At 45.0% G+C, this 21211-nt stretch carries 15 protein-coding genes; 7 read left to right on the top strand and 8 right to left on the bottom strand.

What is annotated here, in order from left to right; genetic code table 11:
• Positions 1–8: 8 nt before the first annotated feature.
• Entirely contained in the window at positions 9–1142 is a 1134-nt protein-coding gene (gene fruB / locus JKJ11_RS20415; RefSeq protein WP_006069472.1) for a fused PTS fructose transporter subunit IIA/HPr protein, read from the bottom strand.
• Positions 1143–1453: 311 nt separating this feature from the next.
• Between fruB and cra the strand changes: the two genes are divergently transcribed.
• Both cra and JKJ11_RS20405 read left to right on the top strand, forming a co-directional pair.
• Positions 1454–2431: a catabolite repressor/activator gene (gene cra, locus JKJ11_RS20410; protein WP_252039904.1), complete on the top strand. Its 978-nt coding sequence runs from the start codon at positions 1454–1456 to the stop codon at positions 2429–2431.
• Between the two features lie 152 nt (positions 2432–2583).
• Positions 2584–4251, top strand: a complete 1668-nt coding sequence (locus tag JKJ11_RS20405; RefSeq protein ID WP_252039902.1) for a glycoside hydrolase family 9 protein — start codon at positions 2584–2586, stop codon at positions 4249–4251.
• A gap of 41 nt (positions 4252–4292) precedes the next feature.
• Here JKJ11_RS20405 and JKJ11_RS20400 read toward each other — a convergent pair whose 3' ends face one another.
• The 6 genes from JKJ11_RS20400 to JKJ11_RS20375 all read right to left on the bottom strand — a co-directional run bounded on the left by JKJ11_RS20400 (position 4293) and on the right by JKJ11_RS20375 (position 11126).
• Positions 4293–4466 carry a hypothetical protein gene (locus JKJ11_RS20400; protein WP_006069475.1) on the bottom strand — a complete coding sequence of 58 codons (174 nt, stop codon included), beginning with the start codon at positions 4464–4466 and terminating at the stop codon, positions 4293–4295.
• Between the two features lie 163 nt (positions 4467–4629).
• Positions 4630–5466: a carbohydrate ABC transporter permease gene (locus JKJ11_RS20395; protein ID WP_006069476.1), complete on the bottom strand. Its 837-nt coding sequence runs from the start codon at positions 5464–5466 to the stop codon at positions 4630–4632.
• On the bottom strand, positions 5456–6460 hold the full coding sequence (locus JKJ11_RS20390) for a carbohydrate ABC transporter permease (RefSeq protein WP_006069477.1): 1005 nt from the start codon (positions 6458–6460) through the stop codon (positions 5456–5458). The genes JKJ11_RS20395 and JKJ11_RS20390 overlap by 11 nt, the downstream gene beginning before the upstream one ends.
• A gap of 26 nt (positions 6461–6486) precedes the next feature.
• On the bottom strand, positions 6487–7572 hold the full coding sequence (locus JKJ11_RS20385) for an ABC transporter ATP-binding protein (RefSeq protein WP_006069478.1): 1086 nt from the start codon (positions 7570–7572) through the stop codon (positions 6487–6489).
• A 76-nt stretch (positions 7573–7648) separates the two neighbouring features.
• Positions 7649–8899, bottom strand: coding sequence for an ABC transporter substrate-binding protein (locus JKJ11_RS20380; protein WP_006069479.1), 1251 nt, complete (start codon positions 8897–8899; stop codon positions 7649–7651).
• A gap of 118 nt (positions 8900–9017) precedes the next feature.
• A complete protein-coding gene (locus JKJ11_RS20375) occupies positions 9018–11126 on the bottom strand; it encodes an ADP-ribosylglycohydrolase family protein (protein WP_252039900.1) in 2109 nt (702 codons plus the stop codon).
• Positions 11127–11519: 393 nt separating this feature from the next.
• Here JKJ11_RS20375 and JKJ11_RS20370 point away from each other — a divergent pair, with 393 nt between their 5' ends.
• The 4 genes from JKJ11_RS20370 (at position 11520) to JKJ11_RS20355 (ending at position 17696) form a co-directional block, all read left to right on the top strand.
• Positions 11520–12935, top strand: a complete 1416-nt coding sequence (locus JKJ11_RS20370; protein WP_252039898.1) for a GH1 family beta-glucosidase — start codon at positions 11520–11522, stop codon at positions 12933–12935.
• 89 nt (positions 12936–13024) lie between these two features.
• Positions 13025–14071, top strand: a complete 1047-nt coding sequence (locus JKJ11_RS20365; protein WP_038221737.1) for a substrate-binding domain-containing protein — start codon at positions 13025–13027, stop codon at positions 14069–14071.
• Positions 14068–15069: a LacI family DNA-binding transcriptional regulator gene (locus tag JKJ11_RS20360; RefSeq protein WP_006069483.1), complete on the top strand. Its 1002-nt coding sequence runs from the start codon at positions 14068–14070 to the stop codon at positions 15067–15069. Before JKJ11_RS20365 ends, JKJ11_RS20360 begins: the two co-directional genes overlap by 4 nt.
• Positions 15070–15350: 281 nt before the next feature.
• The gene (locus tag JKJ11_RS20355) at positions 15351–17696 is read left to right on the top strand and encodes an exo-alpha-sialidase (RefSeq protein WP_252039896.1); all 2346 of its coding nucleotides are present in this window, start codon (positions 15351–15353) and stop codon (positions 17694–17696) included.
• A gap of 50 nt (positions 17697–17746) precedes the next feature.
• Here JKJ11_RS20355 and JKJ11_RS20350 read toward each other — a convergent pair whose 3' ends face one another.
• On the bottom strand, positions 17747–19138 hold the full coding sequence (locus tag JKJ11_RS20350; protein WP_124941277.1) for a glycoside hydrolase family 1 protein: 1392 nt from the start codon (positions 19136–19138) through the stop codon (positions 17747–17749).
• Between the two features lie 278 nt (positions 19139–19416).
• Here JKJ11_RS20350 and JKJ11_RS20345 point away from each other — a divergent pair, with 278 nt between their 5' ends.
• Positions 19417–21165 carry an SgrR family transcriptional regulator gene (locus JKJ11_RS20345; RefSeq protein WP_252039894.1) on the top strand — a complete coding sequence of 583 codons (1749 nt, stop codon included), beginning with the start codon at positions 19417–19419 and terminating at the stop codon, positions 21163–21165.
• The last annotated feature ends 46 nt before the right edge of the window (positions 21166–21211 follow it).

The following is a 21211-nucleotide window of genomic DNA, read 5'->3' as shown; positions in this document are numbered from 1 at the left end:
CGACCTCCTTAACCTTCACCAAGGCCGGAAGCGATCGCTTTACCAATGGCTTCTAGTGCCTCTGCTGCATCAGGGCCTTCAGCAGAGAACTGCAATTCGTGACCATGTTTTACACCTAGAGCAATCACTTTCATTAGGCTCTTCGCGTTAACCGCTTTACCTTCACCGTTTAGGTTAGAAACCGTAATGGTTGATTCGAACTTCTTCGCTTCTGCCACTAACATTGCACCCGGACGAGCGTGCAAACCATGCGCATTCTTAATCTTAAATACTGCAACGTTTCCGTCAGTTGCATCGGCACTTGCTACTTCTTCGCCAGTGAAGAAACCCAGCACCTGTTCTGCGGATAGTGATAGCAACTTCTCTTGCTCTTGCTTGAATACCACTTCAGTGATTTTGTTGAGCATAGATTGGTGAGCATTGTTACAAGCTGCGAATGCGATCAGAGCGTGTACTGGTGTACCGTCTAACTCACATTGATTGATGGTTGAAACAAACGCCATACCTGTGCGAGTCACCGCCTTGTCGCTGCTCACTAGCCACAAACCTTTACCTAAGTGAGTAGGGGATTTAGTCACTAGGTCTGCAACGAATTCTGTTCCAGCACCGCCAGTATTTTTTAGCAGACCGCCAGCGACTGCTGCCATTTGAACCATGTCGCTTGCAGGGAAGTTAAGTTGGATAAGTGATGCGTCAAAATCTGCTTCAAGCTGAACATCACCATTAAGTAGGGCGATGATTTCGTTTGCTGACTTCGCTTGCTTAAGCTTTTGTTCAACGCCGTCAGCAGACAGTACTTTGGTAAGCTGTTTTAGGATGCCTAAGTGCTCATCTGATTTTGCGGCAATACCAATTGCGACGTAAGCAGTGTTGCCGTCGCCCCAATCAACACCGTTAGGGAAGTGATGAACCGCAACACCAGTTTGTTTTACAAGACCGCGTGTGTCTGTTGTGCCGTGTGGAATGGCAATACCGTTGCCCAAGAAGGTAGAGTTTTGACCTTCACGATTAAGCATACCGTCGACATAACCTTCTTGAACTAAGCCCTTTTCTGTTAGATCAGCAGCAATCACTTTGATTGCGCTTAGTTTGTCGTCCGACGATTGATTTAGTTTGATGTTACTACTGTTTAGTTCAAGCATGTTCGCTCACCCACGTTATTCTTGTTCTTGAATCGATTCTTTGTTCTGCTTTAAGCTAAACTGAATCGATTCAGCAAAATTTTAAAAAAATTCAGCAAAGCGTATTTGCTGTACCGACTTTGCTGTGCTAGTTCCTATGTTCACTGACATTTTTATCTGACAACGTCACTGTAAATATAGGTCAGTTTTCAAAACTGTGAACTTTGCTGAATCCTTTCAGCTTTTATACTGAACCGATTCAGCTTATAATTCAACTTGTCAGTTAGGTTGGAATTCATTTATATGATCCATCGCACAAAAAGGATCGAGTTATGACTTTAGATGAAATAGCGAAGTTAGCGGGGGTCTCAAAGACCACAGCAAGCTATGTAATCAACGGTAAAGCACAGAAATATCGAATTTCTGAAAAAACCCAAAAAAAGGTAATGGCCGTTGTCGAACAGCATAATTACCGCCCAGATCATGCGGCATCATCACTCCGTGCTGGCCATAGTCGTTCATTTGGTTTGATCATTCCTGATTTGGAGAACACCAGTTATGCACGTATTGCAAAACTGCTCGAACAAAACTCTCGTAAAGCAGGGTTCCAAATTCTAATCGGTTGCTCAGATGATGATCCTGAAACGGAAAAACTTGTAGCTGATGCCTTGGTTTCTCGTCGAATTGATGCGTTGTTTGTTGCCAGTGCTATAACAGAAGCCAGTGACTTTTATCTTACGATCCAAAATCGTGGCACCCCTGTGATTGCGATTGACCGTTCGTTGGACGATGAACACTTTAGTTGTGTGATTAGTGAAGATTTTGGTGCAGCGTTTGAACTCACTAACTCGGTTATCGATACCAGCACGCAATCGGTCGGACTTATCGGAGCTCTGCCCGAACTGAATATTTCTCGTGAACGTCAGTTGGGTTTTGAGTCCGCGGCGAAAGATGCGGGTATCGAGTGTTACGTAACGTATGGTGAGCACTTTAATAACGACGAAGGTAAGCGTGTGTTTAGTGACTGGGTTGAGGCGAACTCTATTCCTGATGCTATTGTGACAACGTCTTATACCTTGCTTGAGGGGGTGTTGGATGTCCTTATCGATCAGCCCGAGTTAATGAGCAAGATTAAACTCGCCACATTTGGTGACAACCGTTTATTGGATTTTCTTCCGACCAAAGTAAACTCGTTACCTCAGCAGTTTGAGCTGATTTGCGATAGCGCTTTGGAGCTGGCGTTAAACGCGTCTGCGAAGCGTTATAAGCATGGAGTTGAGCTTATTCCAAGGAAACTAAAGATGAGGTAGGTAAGCGTAGCCGTTTTTATCTGAAGTCATTGCTTCCCTCTACTTCCCACGACATTTCAAGCAATTAATCGCGGGTTTACTGGAAACCAATCAACCGATTACTAGACTGCTTTCAAACGATATTCTCGGTGGAAGACGGTAAAGGAGTCGCGATGAAAGGTTTGATGATTTGGGCTACGGTGATGTTGTCTTGGGTGACGTACGCCAACGATATTGTCGTTAACCAATTAGGTTATGAACCTTCCGCAAATAAACGGGCGTATTGGGTCGATCCAGAAAGCAAGCACCTTGATCTTCTTGCCATTCCCAATGACGCTAAGGTCGCTCGGTTTCCTCTGACCTACAATAGCCATTTACCCAACGGCAAACCGGTTTATGTTGCTGACTTTTCTGTTGTCGCCGAACCTGGCTGGTATGTCCTAAAATCAGCAGATAAGCGTTCGGTACCCTTCGAAATAAAAAACAATGTGTACCAAGGATTGCAAACTGCTTTAGTACACGCGTTGCTTTTGCAGCGCTCTGGTGAGGCCGTGTATTCACCAGTAACAGGCATGGCGAGGCCGCCAAGTCATATCAAAGACGGTGAGATTTTTCGTGGTGATGAGTTTAACCCTAAAGGGACAGTTATTGATGCTAGTGGAGGTTGGTATGATGCTGGTGACTTTGGTAAATATATCGCCACGGCGACAATTACCGTAGCGAGAATGCTTGAAGCTTATCGACAGTCACCGAATCAGTTTGATTCTCCTAACGGAGAAATGCCCCCAATCTTAGTTGAAGCGCTATATGAGCTGAACTGGATGATGAAGATGCAGCGCAAAGACGGAGCAGTGTATCGCAAGCTATCTGGTGCGACGTGGCCTGCTAAAATTCCACCTTGGTTGGATACCCAAACTCGATATATCTATGGCGTCAGTACGCCAGATACCGCAAAGTTCGCCGCTACACTAGCGTTCGCATCGCGCATCTATCAACCATTTGATAAAACCTTGTCAAAGCAAATGCTCGCTGCGGCAGAATTGGCATGGCGTTATTTAGAGACTCAACCTGAGCAATATATCGATTGGCAAAAAGAGGACGACAGTGGTTCTGGCCCTTACATTTACAACCAGTTTGATAAAGAAATTGCGCTGGAGACTGACGTCGACGATAGAATTTGGGCGGCAGCAGAACTCTATATCACAGCTAACAAAGAGAGTTATCTGTCCTATGTTGAGTCGCATTATTCCCAGCTTGTTGCCACCGGACGCCCAATGCTCGATTTTTTTGAATGGAAAAATCCAGCGCTTATGGGGGTATGGCACATTATGACTGAAACCAACACCAAGTTGGTTGAATCTATGAAAAGGGATCTAGATAGTGTCGCGCGTGATTATGCTAAGAGCGCTCAGCAATCACCCTTCTATGTTGCTAACCGAAAGTTCATTTGGGGTTCCAACAAAATGGTTGCCGAGATTGGTATCTTGCTTGCTTGGAGCGATATTATCTCTGGTAAACGGGATTACCAGTGGTTGGTTCAAGCTCAACTAGACTACTTGCTTGGAGCGAATGGTTTTAATATGAGTTACGTGACCCACTTTGGAACTCATGCGGTAAGACATCTCCATCATTTATATCGAATTGGCACAGGTGTAACTCTCCCAGGTTTCTTGGTGGGAGGACCAAATATAAAAGGGCAAGCAGGCATCGCGCCTAAAGACTTGGGAATGCTGAGTTATGTTGATGATGAAAAGTCGTACGCTGTGAATGAGTTTGCCATTGACTACAATGCGGCATTAATCGGTTTGCTCGCCGTAATTGACTACTATCAGGAAGAGTAAGATAAGTCACCCTCTTACCGAGTGTAAGAGGGTAGAATTGGTTACTGCTGAGCGCAGTTAATATCGCCTAACGCAGTGCAAATCTCTTTTTCACGCTGAGCGTCTTGCTCCATTTTGTTGCCAATTTCTTGGTTATTGCGATATTCATTTGATGGTGCACAACCTGCGATCACTATAAGAGCGCCCATTGCCAATAATGCTTGATACTTTTTCATGTTACCACTCCTAATCCTTGGGTCATTTATATTGTAGTTATAAGCAAACACTATAGATTGAAAGAGATGGCTATACAACCATATGAAATTTGGTTGCTGGTGAATTGAGCGGCAGAGGACAGAACGAAGGGCGCTTTGGTATTAAGCGCCCAGTTAGGTAGGATTAACCTTTCACGGCTCCTGCGGTTAGACCGTCGATAAGCTTACGAGAGCTGATTACAAACATCACCATTAGCGGTAGCACGGCGATAGCGACACCACTGAAAATTGCACCGTAAGGAACCAGTCCGGTACTACCTTGCAACGCACGCAACGCGAGCGGAACGGTGTACATTTCCATATCGTTCATAACAACCAGTGGACCCATGAAGTTATTCCATTGACCAATGAATACCACAAGACCCAGCGTACCCAACGCAGGTTTGATCAATGGCACAACAATGCGCCAGTAAATTCCGAACTCGCTACAACCGTCCATTCTCGCCGCTTCAATCAGCTCTCTTGGAATGGCGCTGCCGATATATTGTCTCATCAAGAAGATGCCCATCGCCCCACATGCCATAGGGACATAGAGCGCTTTTGGCGTATTCATCCAACCGAGAATCGACATGATTAAAGCGGTCGGAATCATGCTCAAAAACGCGGGTAGCATGAGTGTGCCCATAATGAACACGAACAACATCTTTTTGTATCGAAACTCAAACATAGCAAATGCATAGCCAGCAAGTGAACAAAACAGCAGGTTCAAGGCTGTTGTGATAGCAGCAATGTAGAAGCTCCAACCTAAGTTTTTCCAAAAGTAGGGTAAGTAATCAATGAGCGCGGTTAAGTTGTTGCCTAACTCGTCACCAAACCACAGTGGAGGCGGCACCGACATAATGGCCGTATTATCGTGAGTTGCAAAAACAAACATAAAGTAGAACGGAGCTAACATAACGATCGCACCAAAGGCGACGAAACTGTAGGCGGTGATTTGTCCTGCGGAGAAATTAGTCTTCATCGTTTGCTCCTCGGTTTTTCTCAGAGAACAGTTTGTTGTTGCCCCAAGATAGAGCGGCAATAATCATAAATAGAATCCAAGAGATCGCGGAGGCAGTACCAAAATCACCTTCTTGGAATGCAGTAATGTACATATGCATAGCCGCAGATTTACCAGCTTGGTCTATACCGCCCGTTCCATTGGTAATGATGAAGGGTTCTTCGAAAATTTGCAGACTACCAATGATCGACAGCGTAATCGCGAAGAACATCATCGGTTTAAGCATTGGCAGCGTAATGTAGAAGAACTGCTTTATTCTGCTTGCCCCATCAATGGTGGCAGCTTCATACAGGTCTTTTGGAATAGTTTGCATCGCTGAGAGGTAGAGAATGGTATTCCAACCCACATAACGCCAAAACACCACGAATGAAATCATGCCTTTAGTATATTCGGGCTGATTCCAGTCGATGTTTTGCGTTGGGAAGATCCATGCAAACGGCTCTATACCGCCAATGGAAATAGTACCTATAGAGGTAAGGACCATATTTACTAAGCCATAGTCTCGTGAAAATAGCGTAGTAAAGATCATCGCCACCGCAACGGTCGAAGTAATGTAAGGCAGAAAGTAGACGCCGATGACTCCATTTCTGGCACGCTTAAAACTGGTATGGATGAAGAAAGCCAGAGGTATGGCGACTAAGTGTTGTGGAACGCCTGATGCCAGTGCCATCCAGAATGTGTTGTAGAGCGATTTGTGGAACCAATCGTCGGTAAGCGCAAATTGGTAGTTTTCCCAGCCCACCCATTCCATCGCACTGAGACCAGCCGCTGGCTCCCAATAATGAAAGGAAAGGTAGAGAGAGAACAGCATTGGGAACACACCAAATGCTAAGAAAATAATGAAAAATGGACTAATAAACAGGTAGGGTACCCATTTATGACTCTTGGCTCGCCATTGATGCCAAGTACCAGTATTTTCACTGGGTTTATTGGTAGAGGTTATGCTAACAGACATGTTGGACTTCCTGTAACGATACTCGATTAGGCTGCATGTAAAACTTTGCCTTCGGCATTAAATACATGTGTTCGTTTAACATCGAAAAACAGCTCGATGTCTTCACCTTCAAGTCGAGTGAGGGAGTCTGACGAATCGATTTCGGCAAGAATTTTGTTGTCACCTAACTGGCAGTGTAAGTGATACATAGATCCAAGAAGTTCAGCGTGAATTAAACGTACTTTAACGCTGGCAATGTTGTCTGACTCAATGGCTTGTTTATTAAGATACAAATCGCTTGGACGCACACCATACTCGATGCCTTCATGTGAATTGTGCAGGCAGCGGTCAAGTTCAACAACTTGATTGCTGATATTCAGACCACGTGAGTGAGGCATAGTCGCGGGAATCATGTTCATTTCAGGACTGCCGATAAAGGTGGCGACAAAACGACACGATGGTGCGTCGAAAATCTCTTTAGGTGTGCCAATTTGTGCCACATAGCCATCTTTTAAAATCACGACTCGATCGGCAAGACTCATGGCTTCTACTTGATCATGAGTAACGTATAGCGTGGTTGTTTTTAACTTCTGATGCATCGCTTTGATTTCAGCGCGCATGCTGCCTCTTAATTTGGTATCAAGGTTAGACAGTGGTTCATCAAACAGAAAGACAGAGGGAACACGTACCATCGCTCGCCCCATCGCCACGCGCTGTCTTTGTCCACCGGATAAGGCTTTTGGATAACGTTTGAGTAACGGAGTGAGTTCCAAGGAGTCAGCTACGGCAGCAACTTGTTGTTTGATATCATCTTTGCTGCGACCAGCCATTTTAAGAGGAAATGCGATGTTTTGCTCCACCGTCATATGTGGGTAAAGGGCATAGCTTTGAAAAACCATGGCGGTATCACGATCAGTTGGGTGAAGGTCGTTGACTAAACGGTCTCCGATATAGATTTCGCCCTCAGAAATCTCTTCTAATCCTGCCAACATGCGTAGCGTCGTGGATTTGCCGCAGCCAGATGGTCCCAGAAATACGACAAACTCACCATCGTTAATATGCAGATCAAACTGCTTAACGACTTCAGTTTTGCCGTAGCGCTTTTTTAAGTTCTTAAATGTTACAGAAGCCATAGTTTTCTACTTACCTAAATCGAGCATCACTCCTAGCAATCGCTAGGAGGATGTCTTAAAAATTGATGAAACGGGATTAACGACGAGCGCGGCGCTTAATTTGACGCGCGGCATCTGATAGCGCCTTATCGATCTCTACATTACGAGTCAGTACCGATTGAAGCGCGTCATCGACTATCTGCTCGGCAATAGGGTCATGTCGATGTGCCTTAATTGCAGGGATGTTGGCGGCGGCCAGTTTCCATTGCATGCGAGCTTGAGTTCCACCTAAGTATTCAACAGGCTGTTCCATAAATTCGGAATTTTGCGCTTCGATAAGAGAAGGGAAGATATTAAGCTGCTCGAACACTTCCATTTGAATATCAACACGTTGGCTCATGAACTCAATGAACTTCCATGCTTCATCTTTATGGTCTGCGCGTTTTGGAATTGCCAAGAATGAGCCACCCCAGCTTGCAAATGTATTAGCAGGAAGGTCTGCGGTGCGCCAGACGTTTTCTCCCGGAGAGATCCAGCCGTTAAAGTGCCCACCAAGCCAAGAGCCCATCATCTGGCTGGCAATATCACCGCGACGCAGACCTTCGGTCCACTCCGTACTCCATGCTTTTACCTGCGCATCGAGATGAGCATCACGCACTTGTTTTGCGAGTTTGAAAGCTTCTTTAAAACGATCGGACTCGACCATGATTTTGTTGTCTTGATCGAAGTAGATAGATTCGCCATCTTTTAGACCAGAGCGGATAACGATATCTTTAATGTCCACCGCGTCTGCAACAAGGTAGGAGCCGGTTTTCTCTTTGATTTTCTTGCCAGATTCAATGAATGAGTCCCAGTCACGCAGCAGTTCTTCTTGGGTCACACCAGCTTTGGCCAATACTTCACTGTGATAGAAAATCGCACCCGGGCCGATATCAACCGGTAGGCTTGATTGCTCGCCTTTGTTGTTTTGGCCTAAAGGTACTGTAAATGGTGAGAAAGTATCAGCAAATGTGCCTGCGTTGTAAGGTGGTTGATTAAGATCTTCCAAGCCGCCTGCGTTGGCGAATCGGCCGATATAGCCCACTTCAATTGCCATTACATCGGGTACGTTCGCACCCGTCGACAGTGAGGTTGTCATCGCTGTGTGGTGATCATCGAATGCCAAAGAGGTTAGGTTGATTTTGATGTCTGGATTCTCTTTTTCAAACATCGGGATCGCCATACGAATTGCCTGGTCGTAGTTTGCAAATGCTGCCACATTTAGCGTCGTTTGCGCCCATGCTGTGCCAGACAGTGTTGCTAGCGCGATAGCAGAGACAAGTTTGGAGTATTTTAGTGCTGTTTTCATTGCTCTATCTCTTTCTTATTAGGGTAAGCGCTCAGTTTTTGTTCTTTAGTGCTGAGTCACTTTGTGGTTGATGCTAGCGACCAATTTGGTCGCTAGGTCAGGTAAGCGTTAGTTTGTTCTAGAGTGCGACTACCGTCATATCCGTGAAGTGCACAGGGCCTAATTGGTTGTAAAAACCTACACCGCCAGACTGATAGGTGTCAGGCATGGTTTCATCAATAGACGTCAGAACTTGTTTGCCGTTAATCGAGCAAGCAAACAAATTGCCGTTCACCGAAAGGTCGAAGTGATAGCGCTCGTGTGGTTGCCATTGGAATGGCTCTATGGCGATAACGACATCTTTGCCAAACTCTCTGCGTATCAATGAGATCTGATCATCCGTATTGAGTTCGACTCGGTAGTAACGTTCCAACCCTTGGTAGCGAACTATAGGACCAAAAGCTTGTTTTATCTGAGGCTTAAGCGCGATGGATAAAGAGTAGTCGTGCCAATCTTTACTGCCGTATACGTAGAGGCCAGGGTGAGACGCGTCGTTATTGACTAAGCGGTAGATATCTTGATTGTCGAACTTGATGCAGGTATCCATAGTATTGATAAAGCTGCTTTCCCATATTTCATGGATTGGGTTGCTATCAATACCTATGGTTTGCGATGGTGTGCCTTGCCAGTCCAATGAATGCAGCTTGATATATCCAGCATCGTTTCCTGAGTGAGGGTTACTAATTTGCAGTCCAACGGTGGCAATCATTACGTTATCGAGTTTTGGTAGGGTCCATTGATGAGTTTGTGGTTGCGTTGACAAGGTGAATGGTTCACTAAAAATGCGCTCAATGTTCATTTGGCTGTCGTAAGTGTCGACGTAGAAACTGACACTGGCGTGGTCATAATCGGTTGCACCTGACACGCTCGCTTCGATAGTTTGAGACGGATAGAGTGTAGGACTGCCAACTATGTGGTACGACGATTCGTTTACTTTACTATCAAGTGGCGTATGTGTTGCGGTACTCACTTGCAACGGTACACCACATACCAAATGCGAGAAGTCCAGTCGCAGCGCTTGCTCACTGTTGCTAAGGCGTGCGTTTTGGTTGTAGTTCAAGTCAGGGTTAATAGCAAAACCTTGCAATGACCCTTTAGGCGTAAAGTGGAATCTAGGACGTTTGGGTAGGCGCTCATTATGATGTAATTGATGAGCGATCGCGTAGAGCTTATCGGCTTCTTGAACTGCATCGAAAATATGATCTTGAATATTGGCACTTGGAAGAAGAATTCTATCCGCGACTGGTGTGCGCCAATCAAAGCCATCATCAAGAGCGGCTAAGCCTAATCGAATACCGTTGAGACAACCTACGTTCGCCGCGTTACAGTCGGTATCCCAACCTAATGTATTCACAATTTTCATTGATTCGTGGAAGCTTTCACCCCCGTAAAGAAGAGATAAAATGATTAATCCATGGTTGGGAATTACATGACAAGTGCCGTCAAACTTATCGTAGCCATAGTGAGTTTTAAGCTGCGAAAATGCCCAATTCCAATCACGTGGATTCTCTTCATGCCAGCCACGAACAGCGTTAATGACTTCAGCAATTTTCGATTCTTTGGGGATATAACTCAAGCCGAGGTCGATGAGAGCGTGCAAGTCGGTTTCAATAAACGCTTGAGACTCCATAACGGCAAGTAGAACTGCGGCGTGAACGGCTTCACCGTCGTGGCTAACCTTAGCTGCTTCAGTTGCCATCTGCGCGGCTTTATCTGGCATTGCAGGGTTGATGAGTGCCCAGCCATCAATAAAAATCTGTGCGCCTATTTGTTCTGCGACGGTTTTTCCGTTGGTTTCTATTGAGCCACTATGCGGTGCTTCAAACCCATTTCTTAAATTGAGCCAAGCAGTGTGCTCGGTCGATTGTCCATAGCCACCCCACCAAAGAATGGTTTTTCCTTCGATTAAATTATCAAGCCAAGATTGACCAAGATGCTGGCTAGAAAAGTCAGAGCGATACTCATGATCTTCCAAAGCGTGAGTGAACATAAAGGTGCCGGTAATGTCGTCATCACTGACGATAAGAGGATGGTTAACTTGTTCGTTGACGTAGCGGTTTATCTCACCGAATTGGTCAACGATATGCTCGTTAACCCAACCCTCAAAAGGTCGTCCTGCATACACTCCAATTATCTTGCCTAAGATTCCAGCGTACAGCTTTTCGTAATATGTATTATCTAATTTCATTGTTGCTTAAGGTCTCTATATAAATCCGACTGAATATGGACATGACAAACATGCAGCGAGTGAATTTCTAAATTCATGCTAACGAACAATAATGAGATGTTTTGTGATCTAATCCACCATGTCTAATTTATAAAACTAACAGGTATGAAATATTTTTCATCATAACTATTTGATTGATATAGTTAAATTGTGAAAAATAAAAAGATATTTCATGGCTTTGTTGTATTTCTAAATATGGTTCATGGTTTCGATATAAATAAAATCTGCAGCAGAAGTAGTGAGACAGATATCACTCAATTAGCACATTAATTTGTTTAGCCTTGAGTGATTACAAAGCAAGCGTGAAGTGTTGTAAGTCACACAAACCAAAGCAGATGAGATTAAGGAGAAACGATGGCTTTCAAAGATGATTTTATTTGGGGGGCTGCTGCCGCCAGTTATCAAATTGAAGGTAATACCCAAGGTGTTGATGGCTGTGCAGATTCCGTCTGGGACATGTGTTCTCGCCGTGATGGATTCGTAAAGGGTGGAAACACAGGATTTATGGCTTGCGATCACTACAATCGCTATGAAGAAGACGTAAAAATCATGCAGTCAATCGCTCTACAAGCGTATCGATTGAGCATTATGTGGCCAAGGGTGATGCCAGAAGGAACTGGTAAAGTGAATGCTCAAGGGTTGGATTTTTACGACCGTTTGGTAGATGAGTTGCTTGCTAAAGGCATTTCACCTTGGGTGACGTTATTTCATTGGGACTATCCGATGGCGCTGTTCCACAAAGGTGGATGGTTAAATGACGACTCTAGCGATTGGTTCGCTGAATATACTCGAGTGATTGTCGACCGTTTGTCTGATCGAGTGGAAAACTGGTTTACGTTAAATGAGCAAGCATGTTTCATTGGGCTTGGCCACCAAACCGGAATGCATGCCCCTGGTCTTGAGCTCCCAGCGAAGGAAGTGAATCGTGCGTGGCACAATGCACTACTTGCCCACGGTAAAGCGGTACAAGTGATTCGGTCGAATTCGAAACGTCCAGCTAAGGTCGGGGCAGCACCTTGTTTCCGAACCGCTGTACCTATGACCAACAGCCCAGAAGATATTGCAGCTGCAAAAGCGCATACCTTTAATGTTATTAATAAAGAAATGTTTAACGCGAGCTGGTGGATGGATCCTGCATTCAAAGGTGAATATCCAGAGGATGGATTGGCATTATTTGGCGCTGATGCACCTATTATCAAACCTGGTGATATGGAAACCATTTGTCAGCCTTTGGATTTTGTTGGAATTAATGTCTACAGCTCGGAAATGGTACGTGCAGCAACCGATGGGACACCAGAAGTTGTGGAGTATCCGAATAACTATCCGAAGACCCATTTCGATTGGCCGATTACGCCTGAAGCACTCAAGTGGGGCACTGAGTTTTTGTATGAGCGTTATAACAAGCCGATTATTGTCACCGAAAATGGACTTAGCACCAATGATTGGGTCAGTTTAGACGGTAGAGTGCATGATACGACTCGCATCGACTTCTTGCATCGTTACTTATTAGGTTTGAAAGAAGCGGCCGCGAATGGTGTCGACATCATGGGATACTTCCAATGGTCAATACTCGATAACTTTGAATGGGCGGAAGGTTACAAGCAGCGCTTCGGCTTGGTTCACGTTGATTATGAAACGATGAAGAGAACGCCCAAGGAATCTGCACTTTGGTATAAGTCAGTGATCGAATCAAATGGCGCGTCATTAGGAGAGACGAGTGCGTTGCAAGGCTGGATGAAACCGAGCGACTTTAACCGAAATACTTGTTAACGCTCTCGGTTTGACCCTGCCGTTTCGAGTAAGTTATAAAGCGTCTATGTTTAGGCGCTTTTTTTATGGGCGCTGATGTTGGTAGAACCATGAAAAAAGAAAAGGAAAGCAAAGTTACCTTAACCGAGGTAGCAAAACGAGCGGGTGTCTCTCCAAGTACTGTTTCTCGTTACTTAAATCGAACCAGCTTCATTGCTAAAGATAAAGTGCGTGCTATCGAAGAAGCGATGTTTGAGTCTGGGTTCAAGAGTAAACCTCGAAAATCGCAACCTATTACCAAGCGCAGTATGTCGATTGGGGTTGTCGCTGCATCATTTGATAGTCCACATATCGCAAGAATATTAAAGGGCATGGACAGTACTGTGCTCAACCACTCATACCAGATCATTGTTGAAACGAGCCATTGGAATAAAGCCCGCGAAACTGAAATCCTCAAACAGTTTAAGCAGCGAAATGCCGATGCTATTGTGTTAATTGGTAGCTACCTCAATGATGCTGAAGTAAAAACGATCCTTGGCAAAACGCCGGTGTTACTACTGGGAAGTCCGGTCTATCTAGCTCCTACAGATAGCATTACCGGTATTCCTCAAGTCTTAGTCGATAATGAGCTTGGTGGGTACTTAGCGACCAATCATTTGATTCAGTTAGGTCACACCAGAATCCTTCATCTTCGCGGAGCCATCGGTAATAACGATTCTGACGAGCGGGTAGTCGGGTATAAACGCAGTTTGGAAAAAGCGGGAATCGAGGTGCTGGATGAGTTGATTGTTGAAGGTGAATTTAAGTCAGAGCAGTCGCTTGAAGTGGTTAAAGAGACAATAGAGCAAGGGATTGAGTTTACGGCTATCTTCGCGTCTAATGATGAAAGCGCTTATGGAGCAATTCAGGCATTACATCAAAAAGGCTATTCTGTTCCGGATGACATTTCACTCATAGGTTTTGATGATCTGCCATTTTCCAGCTACCTAATTCCACAACTCACCACGGTTAAACAGCCACTCGAAATCATGGGATCTATTGCGATACGTTATGCTCTTGATTTGATTAGTGGAATTAAGCCAAACTACCAAGTCCCTCCTGTGGAGGTAATTGTCCGAAATAGTACACAAAGGAATGCGGTGAAATCGGCCATATGAAAGAGAAAAAAGCCACCATATACGACGTTGCTAGAAAAGCTGGCGTTTCGCCAAGCACCGTCTCACGTTATTTAAATCGAACGACCTTCATCGCTAAAGACAAAGTCGACACCATCGAAAAGGCTATCTTTGACCTTGGTTTTAAACCTAAAGGTCGTAAAGCCCAGCCTAAGACAAAGCGAAACATGAAGATCGGTGTTGTTGCACCTTCATTTGATACCCCTTATGTAAGCCGCATCCTATATGGCATGGATCGTAGAATGCGTAACCACAGTTACGATATTATTATCGAAACCACGAACTGGGAACAAAGCCGTGAACGTCACGAGCTTCAAGATCTGGTTTCACGGCAAGTGGATGGCATTATCGTTGTCGGTGGTGATTTGGCAGAAGAAGATATCGCAGCACTAACAGGGAAGATCCCGACATTATTGATGTGTCGTAGAGGTAAAGGAATTTTGCCTCTCATAAACGTTGATAATGAAATGGGGGGATATCTTGCCACTAACCATTTGGTTCAGCTAGGTCATAAGAAAATCATGCATTTGACGGGACCAAGTGGCAATATTGATTCTGAGAACCGTATTGCTGGTTATTTGCGCTCGCTGAAAAATGCAGGGTTAGTGGCAGAACCCGGTATGGTTATCGACGGTCACTTTGAATCAAGAAATGCTTTCCAAAACCTTACGACTGCATTAAAGGGCGGTGCCAAGCCCACTGCAATATTTGCAGCTAATGATCATAGTGCGTTTGGCGTAATTCAAGCATTGCATCAGTACGGTTTACGAGTCCCTGACGATGTTTCGGTAATTGGTTTTGATGACCTTCCTATTGATGAATACTACATTCCTCGTCTAACTACAGTACGCCAACCATTTGCAGAAATGGGTGAGATCGGTGTCAGATATTTACTCGATCTTATCAGTGGCAATAAACCAAATTACGACATCCCCCCTGTGCAAGTTATCATTCGAGACAGCACTCAAGCACACAGCTAATTGGTGCGCCCTTAGTGGATCTGGGCGCATTTTCGTTACCTTCTAAACGTTGCTATTGTCCTTTTAGTTATTAAATGAAAATATATTTTTTTGCGATCTTGATCGATGAAGTAAATTTTTATTAATGCAAAAGTAAACTAGGCTGTATGACATGCTAGTGACCATTTTGCGTCACTCAGTTTTTTATTCAGGCCTACTTTGTTGTGATTCAGAGCGTTGTCGAGTCGTTGTTGCAAAGTAACACCATGAGTTAGTTTGGATTTAGACAGAAGGGAACAAATATGGTTTTTAGGAAAAACCGACAAGCAGTTTGGCTCGTTATGGCAATAGGTACCGCTCCGCTGGCAAACGCAGAGCTGTTTGATTACATGGCAACAACTGACCCCGTCAAAGATCAGCCAAGTGAACAAGGCTGGATTGCAGATCATAGCCAAAGTGGTAGTGGTGCGCTATCAACAGTAGATGGGGTAACAGCATGGGTCGCACAAGGTGAAGGCGGACGAGCACAGTGGAAAACGGTGTTATCTGACGCGTTAAAGAGTCAAGCAACGAACTACGGCTGGAAGTTATCGACTGAAATGCGCGTGGTTAGTGGCGGCATGATCACCAACTATTACGCCGATGGCAGTCAGCGTGTGTTGCCAATATTATCCATAAACAGTGCTGGTGAGCTGGTGGTGGAGTTTGAAGGTCGAAGTGGTACTACTGTACTGGCGACAGGCGCGGCGGCAACGGACTACCATAAGTACGAATTGGTCTTTCACCCGGGGGATAACCCTAATGCGAGCTTTTACTTCGATGGACAGCTAATTCTCGATCAGATATCTCCTTCACCAACGTCACAAAATATGTTGGTGTGGGGTAACGGCTCAACCTATACCGATGGTGTCTCAGCATACAAGAATATAGAGTTCGAAGTGCAAGGCGATGTGATTTTCAACGGCCCCGATCGCATACCATCTCTAGTTGCGAGCACAGAAACACCCGGTGTGGTGACAGCCTTTGCAGAGAAACGAGTGGGGGGAGGTGACCCAGGTTCAACCGCCAACACCAATGATATTATTACTCGCGTCTCTACCGACTCAGGGGTGACATGGAATACTGAATTGAACTTAACCGAGCAGATCAACGCTAACGACGACTATGATTTCTCTGATCCTCGTCCTATTTACGATTCAGCGTCTGACAGTGTTATTGTTTCTTATGTCCGTTGGCCGACTGACGCCGCGCAGAATGGCGATAAGATCAAGTCATGGATGCCAAGTGGGGTCTTCTACAGTACCTACGATATCGCTACTTCAAATTGGCTGGCTCCGGTGGATGTGACTCATCAAGTGAAGGAGCACAGCTATCAAATTGCAGGTTGGGGAGGTTCAGAGCTCTACAGTAAATCAGCCACTCTAAACAGTAATCAGGACTGGCAGTTGAATGCCACACTACGAATCTTTGACGGTGCTGCTAACCGAATACAGGCGGCAGATGGAGCTCGTACGTTTGTGGTGACGTTTGCTGTAGACCCGTCAGGACAGCTTACCGCGCAATTAAATGGTGAGTCTTCGCCTGTTGTTGTCGCGCTAAGTAGTGGTGATGTGTATGGTTTTCATCAATACCAAATTGCCTATTCAGCCCTGAGTAATCAAGCGTCTCTATTGGTCGATGGCAATACTCTGGCTAGTTGGTCAGGTGAAACGTCGAGTAGCAATCTTGTGGAGTTTGGTAACGCAGACAGCAGTGTTGATGGCCGAATTCATCTACAGGATATTGCTCTTGAGCAATCAGGCGTGACCTTGGTTAGCCTAGATGCGGCTTATTTAGCTCAACAAGATCCAGCGAGTACCACGACTGACCTAGAACAATTAGGTTGGAGCAAACAGAAGTCCGGCAATACCATGAGCTTTTACGGACACGCCAGTGTGAACCCTGGGCCTGGTCACGGGATCCAGCTTGAACGACAGCAAGCGATTGCTGGTAGTCATAATGGACGCCTAATATATCCCGCTATTACACTAGACCGATACTTCTTAAACGTCATGTCTGTGTACAGTGACGACGGTGGTCAAAACTGGCAAACAGGGGCAAGCTTACCGCTTCCTTATCGTTGGAAGAGTGCGAGCAGTTTAGAAACGCTTGAGCCGAGTGAATCGGATCTTGTTGAACTAGATAATGGTCATTTGCTCTTGACTGCACGCCTTGATTTTAACAAGACCGTAAGTGGTGTTAATTACGGTCCGCGTCAACAGTTCTTGAGTGAAGATGGCGGTAAAACATGGGCTATGCTCAGTGGTAACAATGCCGATGTTTTCCCAGGTATAAGCTCTGGAACCGTCGACGCTTCAATTACTCGCTTCGAAGAAGCGGATGGTAGTCGATATCTGCTGTTCACCAATCCCCAAGGTAGTCCGTCTGGAGCGAGCAATCGTCAAGACTTAGGTTTATGGTTTAGTTTTGACGAGGGCAACAGCTGGAAAGGTCCAATTCAATTGGTCGAAGGTGCATCGGCTTATTCAGATATTTATCAACTTGATGCTGAAACAGCAATTGTGATTGTCGAAACCAATAGTTCCAATATGCGTATACTGCGAGTGCCTGTCACTTTGCTAAAACAAAAGGCGTTGGCGCTGCCTTAAAAAGCGCGTAAACAAAAGCCAGACCTGTTGTCTGGCTTTTTTCATTTGGGTTATTCGCTTAGTGATTTACCTTGGGTTTTAATCACTTCTTGATACCAATGGAAGCTTTTTTTACGCTTACGTTCTAGTGTGCCGTTGCCGTCATCATGACGGTCGACATAAATGAAACCGTAACGCTTACTCATTTCTGCGGTGGAGTTCGCTACAAGATCGATAGGACCCCAACTAGTAAATCCCATTAGTTCAACACCATCTTCAATCGCTTCTCTCGCTTGTACTAAATGGTCATTTAGGTATTTGATGCGGTAGTCATCTTCAATGTTGCCATTCGCATCAATTTCGTCTCTTGCTCCTAAACCATTTTCTACAATAAACAACGGCTTTTGGTATCGGTCGTGGAGGAAGTTAAGTAAAATGCGCAGTCCTTTCGGATCGATCAACCAACCCCACTGGCTTTTCTCCAGATATGGGTTCGGTACACTGTCAACGATGTTACCCACTTCTTTTTGCTTTGGATCGGCACTTGCACAGCCGCTGGCGTAATAGCTAAACGAAATGAAGTCGACTGACGCTTGTGCGATGGTCTCTAGATCTCCGTCGTGAATATCGAGTTCAATTTGGTTTTCACGGAAGTAACGCAACATGTAGCCTGGGTATTGACCACGAGTTTGTACATCTCCGAAGAAGAGCCATTTGTTATTTTCGTGCATCGCTGCGATCACGTCATCAGGGTTGCACGTGTACGGGTAGTTTAACGCGCCTAACAGCATGTTACCGATCTTGCCATCTGGAACGATCTTTTGGCACAGTTTTACCGCTTTGGCATTGGCGACCAACTGATGATGGATAGCCTGATAGATTTCTTGTTCTGTAGCATCTTCTTGCAAACCTACACCGGTAAAAGGTGCGTGCAATGACATGTTGATTTCGTTGAATGTCAGCCACAGTTTCACTTTGTCTTTGTAACGTTCAAACACCGTTGTAACGTAACGTTCAAACATCTCAATCAGTTTTCGATTACCCCAGCCGCCGTAGTTTTCTACTAACGCGTAAGGCATCTCGTAGTGAGACAAGGTCACGAATGGTGTCATGTTGTACTTCGCTAACTCATCAAATAGACGGTCGTAATAAGCGAGTCCCGCTTCGTTTGGCTGTGTGTCGTCACCATTTGGAAAAATGCGAGTCCAAGCGATAGAAAGTCTCAAGCAGTTAAAGCCCATCTCATCAAAAAGCGCAATGTCTTCTGGATAACGGTTGTAGAAGTCGATAGCAAGATCTTTGATACCAGGAGTACGTTCATCGCGAGTTTGATGAGGACTCAAAATGCCTGAAGGCAGCATGTCTGAGGTTGAGAGTCCTTTGCCATCAAGGTTATAAGAACCTTCAACTTGGTTGGCAGCAATTGCACCACCCCACAGAAAGTTATCCGGAAATTGAGTCATATGAAACCTCTAAGCTTATTTGCTTTATTGATTTGGATTTGTCGCTAATGAGCTTGCTGCAAGCAACAATCTGTAAGTAAAACTACTATAGACCTAGTATTGATTAATATGAGGAATGAAAAAAGAGTGAATGTTTTTGTATAATCTTCCTCAATATGTGTTTATTAGCGAATTTTAGTGCTCAATAGAGGTGGCGGGATTTAAATGAGGAAGAAAATGTATCGTAATTTTCCTGATTGTGCTTCGAAATCAGCACGCTTCTGTAATTGAGGGATGAAATGAAAGACCAACGCGCACTGCATTATTATGAACGTTTACTGCCTCTAGGAACCAAATGTGATGTGTTTATTTCTCTGTCTGAGGTGGCAGAAAAACTTTGTACTACGACTCGTCACAGCCGCACCTTGTTGCAAGAGCTTCAACAGCGACAATGGCTTACTTGGCAGCCCAAAGTCGGGCGAAATCAGCGCTCGGTAATACACCTTGCTTTTGAACGTGCCGAAATTCGCCAAGTATTAGCTCGAGTGCAGATTGAAGCTGGATACTATGAAAATGCGATGACGTTCCTCGAAGATGACCAACAGCAGTTTGCCGCTTTACTGCGCCAAACTTCAGGTGCGATCGTTCGTGAAGATCAGCTGCATATTCAACTAACGTATCGACGCGTATTCGATGAACTGTTGCCTCACACTCCATTGCGAAACAGCGAGCGATTCTTAGTAAGGCAGGTTTATGCTTGTTTGACAGGGTGTGACAAAGAAGGGCAGTTAACCCCTCAGCTCTCTCACGCGTGGACCAGCAATGAAGACGCTACCATTTGGCGCTTTTATATTCGCCCGCAACTTAAATTTCACTCCGGTGAGCTTATAACCGCCGCACTCATCAAAGACCTGTTTGAGCAGTTGCGCGGGCTTCCAGAATACCGCGAAGAACTGTCGCATGTGGTGGCTATCTCCTTTACAAAGCAAAGTGTGACGTTTGAACTTAGTAGTCCAGATCTAGGCTTTGCAGCATTGCTCTCTGACTTGCGCTATTCCATTCAACCTCCTAAGCAAATCAGTTCTCCCATAGTAGCAACCATAGACGGCTCTGGAGCTTTCCAAGTCGTTGAGCAATCGGACGAGCGTTTAAGATTACAAGCGAACGACTTTTATTTTGGTCTGCGTTCTTTGACCGACACAGTGACGATTTGGCAATTAGCCAATACACCAAGCGAACGCATTCAGTTAGGTCACTATGATCAGCCTAATCTTCTAGATCGGCCTGACTATTTGATAGAAAACCACAGTGATGTTCAGGAAAGTACCCAGACCAGAATCGAAAATGGTTGCCTGTATATGTTGTTTAATACAGCCAGTCAGCAACAGTTAACCCTCGCACAGCGGCGTTGGTTAGCGAGTGTGCTCTCACCTGAAATGATATTACAGCATGACCAATTGTCAGAACTGTTAATGACATCGATTCCAGCTCACAATTTTCTACCTAGTTGGACACAGATTAAACCTTGTCAATCAGAGCCGGCATCTCTTCCAAGTTGTCTGGATATAGCCGTCTACGACCATCTGGTAATAAAAGATTGCGCTCAGGTGATGAAACATACTTTGAATCAAATGGGTATTGACTGCACCATCAATGTCTACTCGCTCGAAGAAATGCATAAGTTGTCGCAACACCGTCAGCTCAGTGAGCCTTTAGTGATTGCCAGTTTTAATGTAGATGACAACTTGCCGATTTCTGTGTATCGATGGTTGATGTCAGATTCTATCTTACACCAAGGTTTATCGGACGATGCATCTGCGTGGCTAAGGGCAGAAATGATCAGCCTTCGTGAAAGTAGCCAAGTAACTCAGTATTTAGCGAAGCTAGAGTCTATTGCCACAACGATGCATTATCAGAACTGGCTCACGCCGCTGTTTCACCACAGACAGACACTGCGTTGGAAAGGAGTGTTGCAGGGAGTATCCATTACGGATTGGTCGTGGCCAGATTTTAGAAATGTTTGGATAGAAGATGAGTTAGAGCAATAGAGAAGATGTCATGGAGCTTATAAAAAGGGAGTGCTCCATGACGTAT

Source organism: Vibrio sp. SCSIO 43133 (assembly GCF_023716845.1).
Taxonomy (GTDB): domain Bacteria; phylum Pseudomonadota; class Gammaproteobacteria; order Enterobacterales; family Vibrionaceae; genus Vibrio; species Vibrio mediterranei.
This window is presented reverse-complemented; position numbering and strand designations above follow the sequence as displayed.

Coding starts and splice junctions, on each gene's coding strand:
- fruB (WP_006069472.1), bottom strand. CDS start 1,142: ATGCTTGAACTAAACAGTAGTAACATCAAACTAAATCAATCGTCGGAC.
- cra (WP_252039904.1), top strand. CDS start 1,454: ATGACTTTAGATGAAATAGCGAAGTTAGCGGGGGTCTCAAAGACCACA.
- JKJ11_RS20405 (WP_252039902.1), top strand. CDS start 2,584: ATGAAAGGTTTGATGATTTGGGCTACGGTGATGTTGTCTTGGGTGACG.
- JKJ11_RS20400 (WP_006069475.1), bottom strand. CDS start 4,466: ATGAAAAAGTATCAAGCATTATTGGCAATGGGCGCTCTTATAGTGATC.
- JKJ11_RS20395 (WP_006069476.1), bottom strand. CDS start 5,466: ATGAAGACTAATTTCTCCGCAGGACAAATCACCGCCTACAGTTTCGTC.
- JKJ11_RS20390 (WP_006069477.1), bottom strand. CDS start 6,460: ATGTCTGTTAGCATAACCTCTACCAATAAACCCAGTGAAAATACTGGT.
- JKJ11_RS20385 (WP_006069478.1), bottom strand. CDS start 7,572: ATGGCTTCTGTAACATTTAAGAACTTAAAAAAGCGCTACGGCAAAACT.
- JKJ11_RS20380 (WP_006069479.1), bottom strand. CDS start 8,899: ATGAAAACAGCACTAAAATACTCCAAACTTGTCTCTGCTATCGCGCTA.
- JKJ11_RS20375 (WP_252039900.1), bottom strand. CDS start 11,126: ATGAAATTAGATAATACATATTACGAAAAGCTGTACGCTGGAATCTTA.
- JKJ11_RS20370 (WP_252039898.1), top strand. CDS start 11,520: ATGGCTTTCAAAGATGATTTTATTTGGGGGGCTGCTGCCGCCAGTTAT.
- JKJ11_RS20365 (WP_038221737.1), top strand. CDS start 13,025: ATGAAAAAAGAAAAGGAAAGCAAAGTTACCTTAACCGAGGTAGCAAAA.
- JKJ11_RS20360 (WP_006069483.1), top strand. CDS start 14,068: ATGAAAGAGAAAAAAGCCACCATATACGACGTTGCTAGAAAAGCTGGC.
- JKJ11_RS20355 (WP_252039896.1), top strand. CDS start 15,351: ATGGTTTTTAGGAAAAACCGACAAGCAGTTTGGCTCGTTATGGCAATA.
- JKJ11_RS20350 (WP_124941277.1), bottom strand. CDS start 19,138: ATGACTCAATTTCCGGATAACTTTCTGTGGGGTGGTGCAATTGCTGCC.
- JKJ11_RS20345 (WP_252039894.1), top strand. CDS start 19,417: ATGAAAGACCAACGCGCACTGCATTATTATGAACGTTTACTGCCTCTA.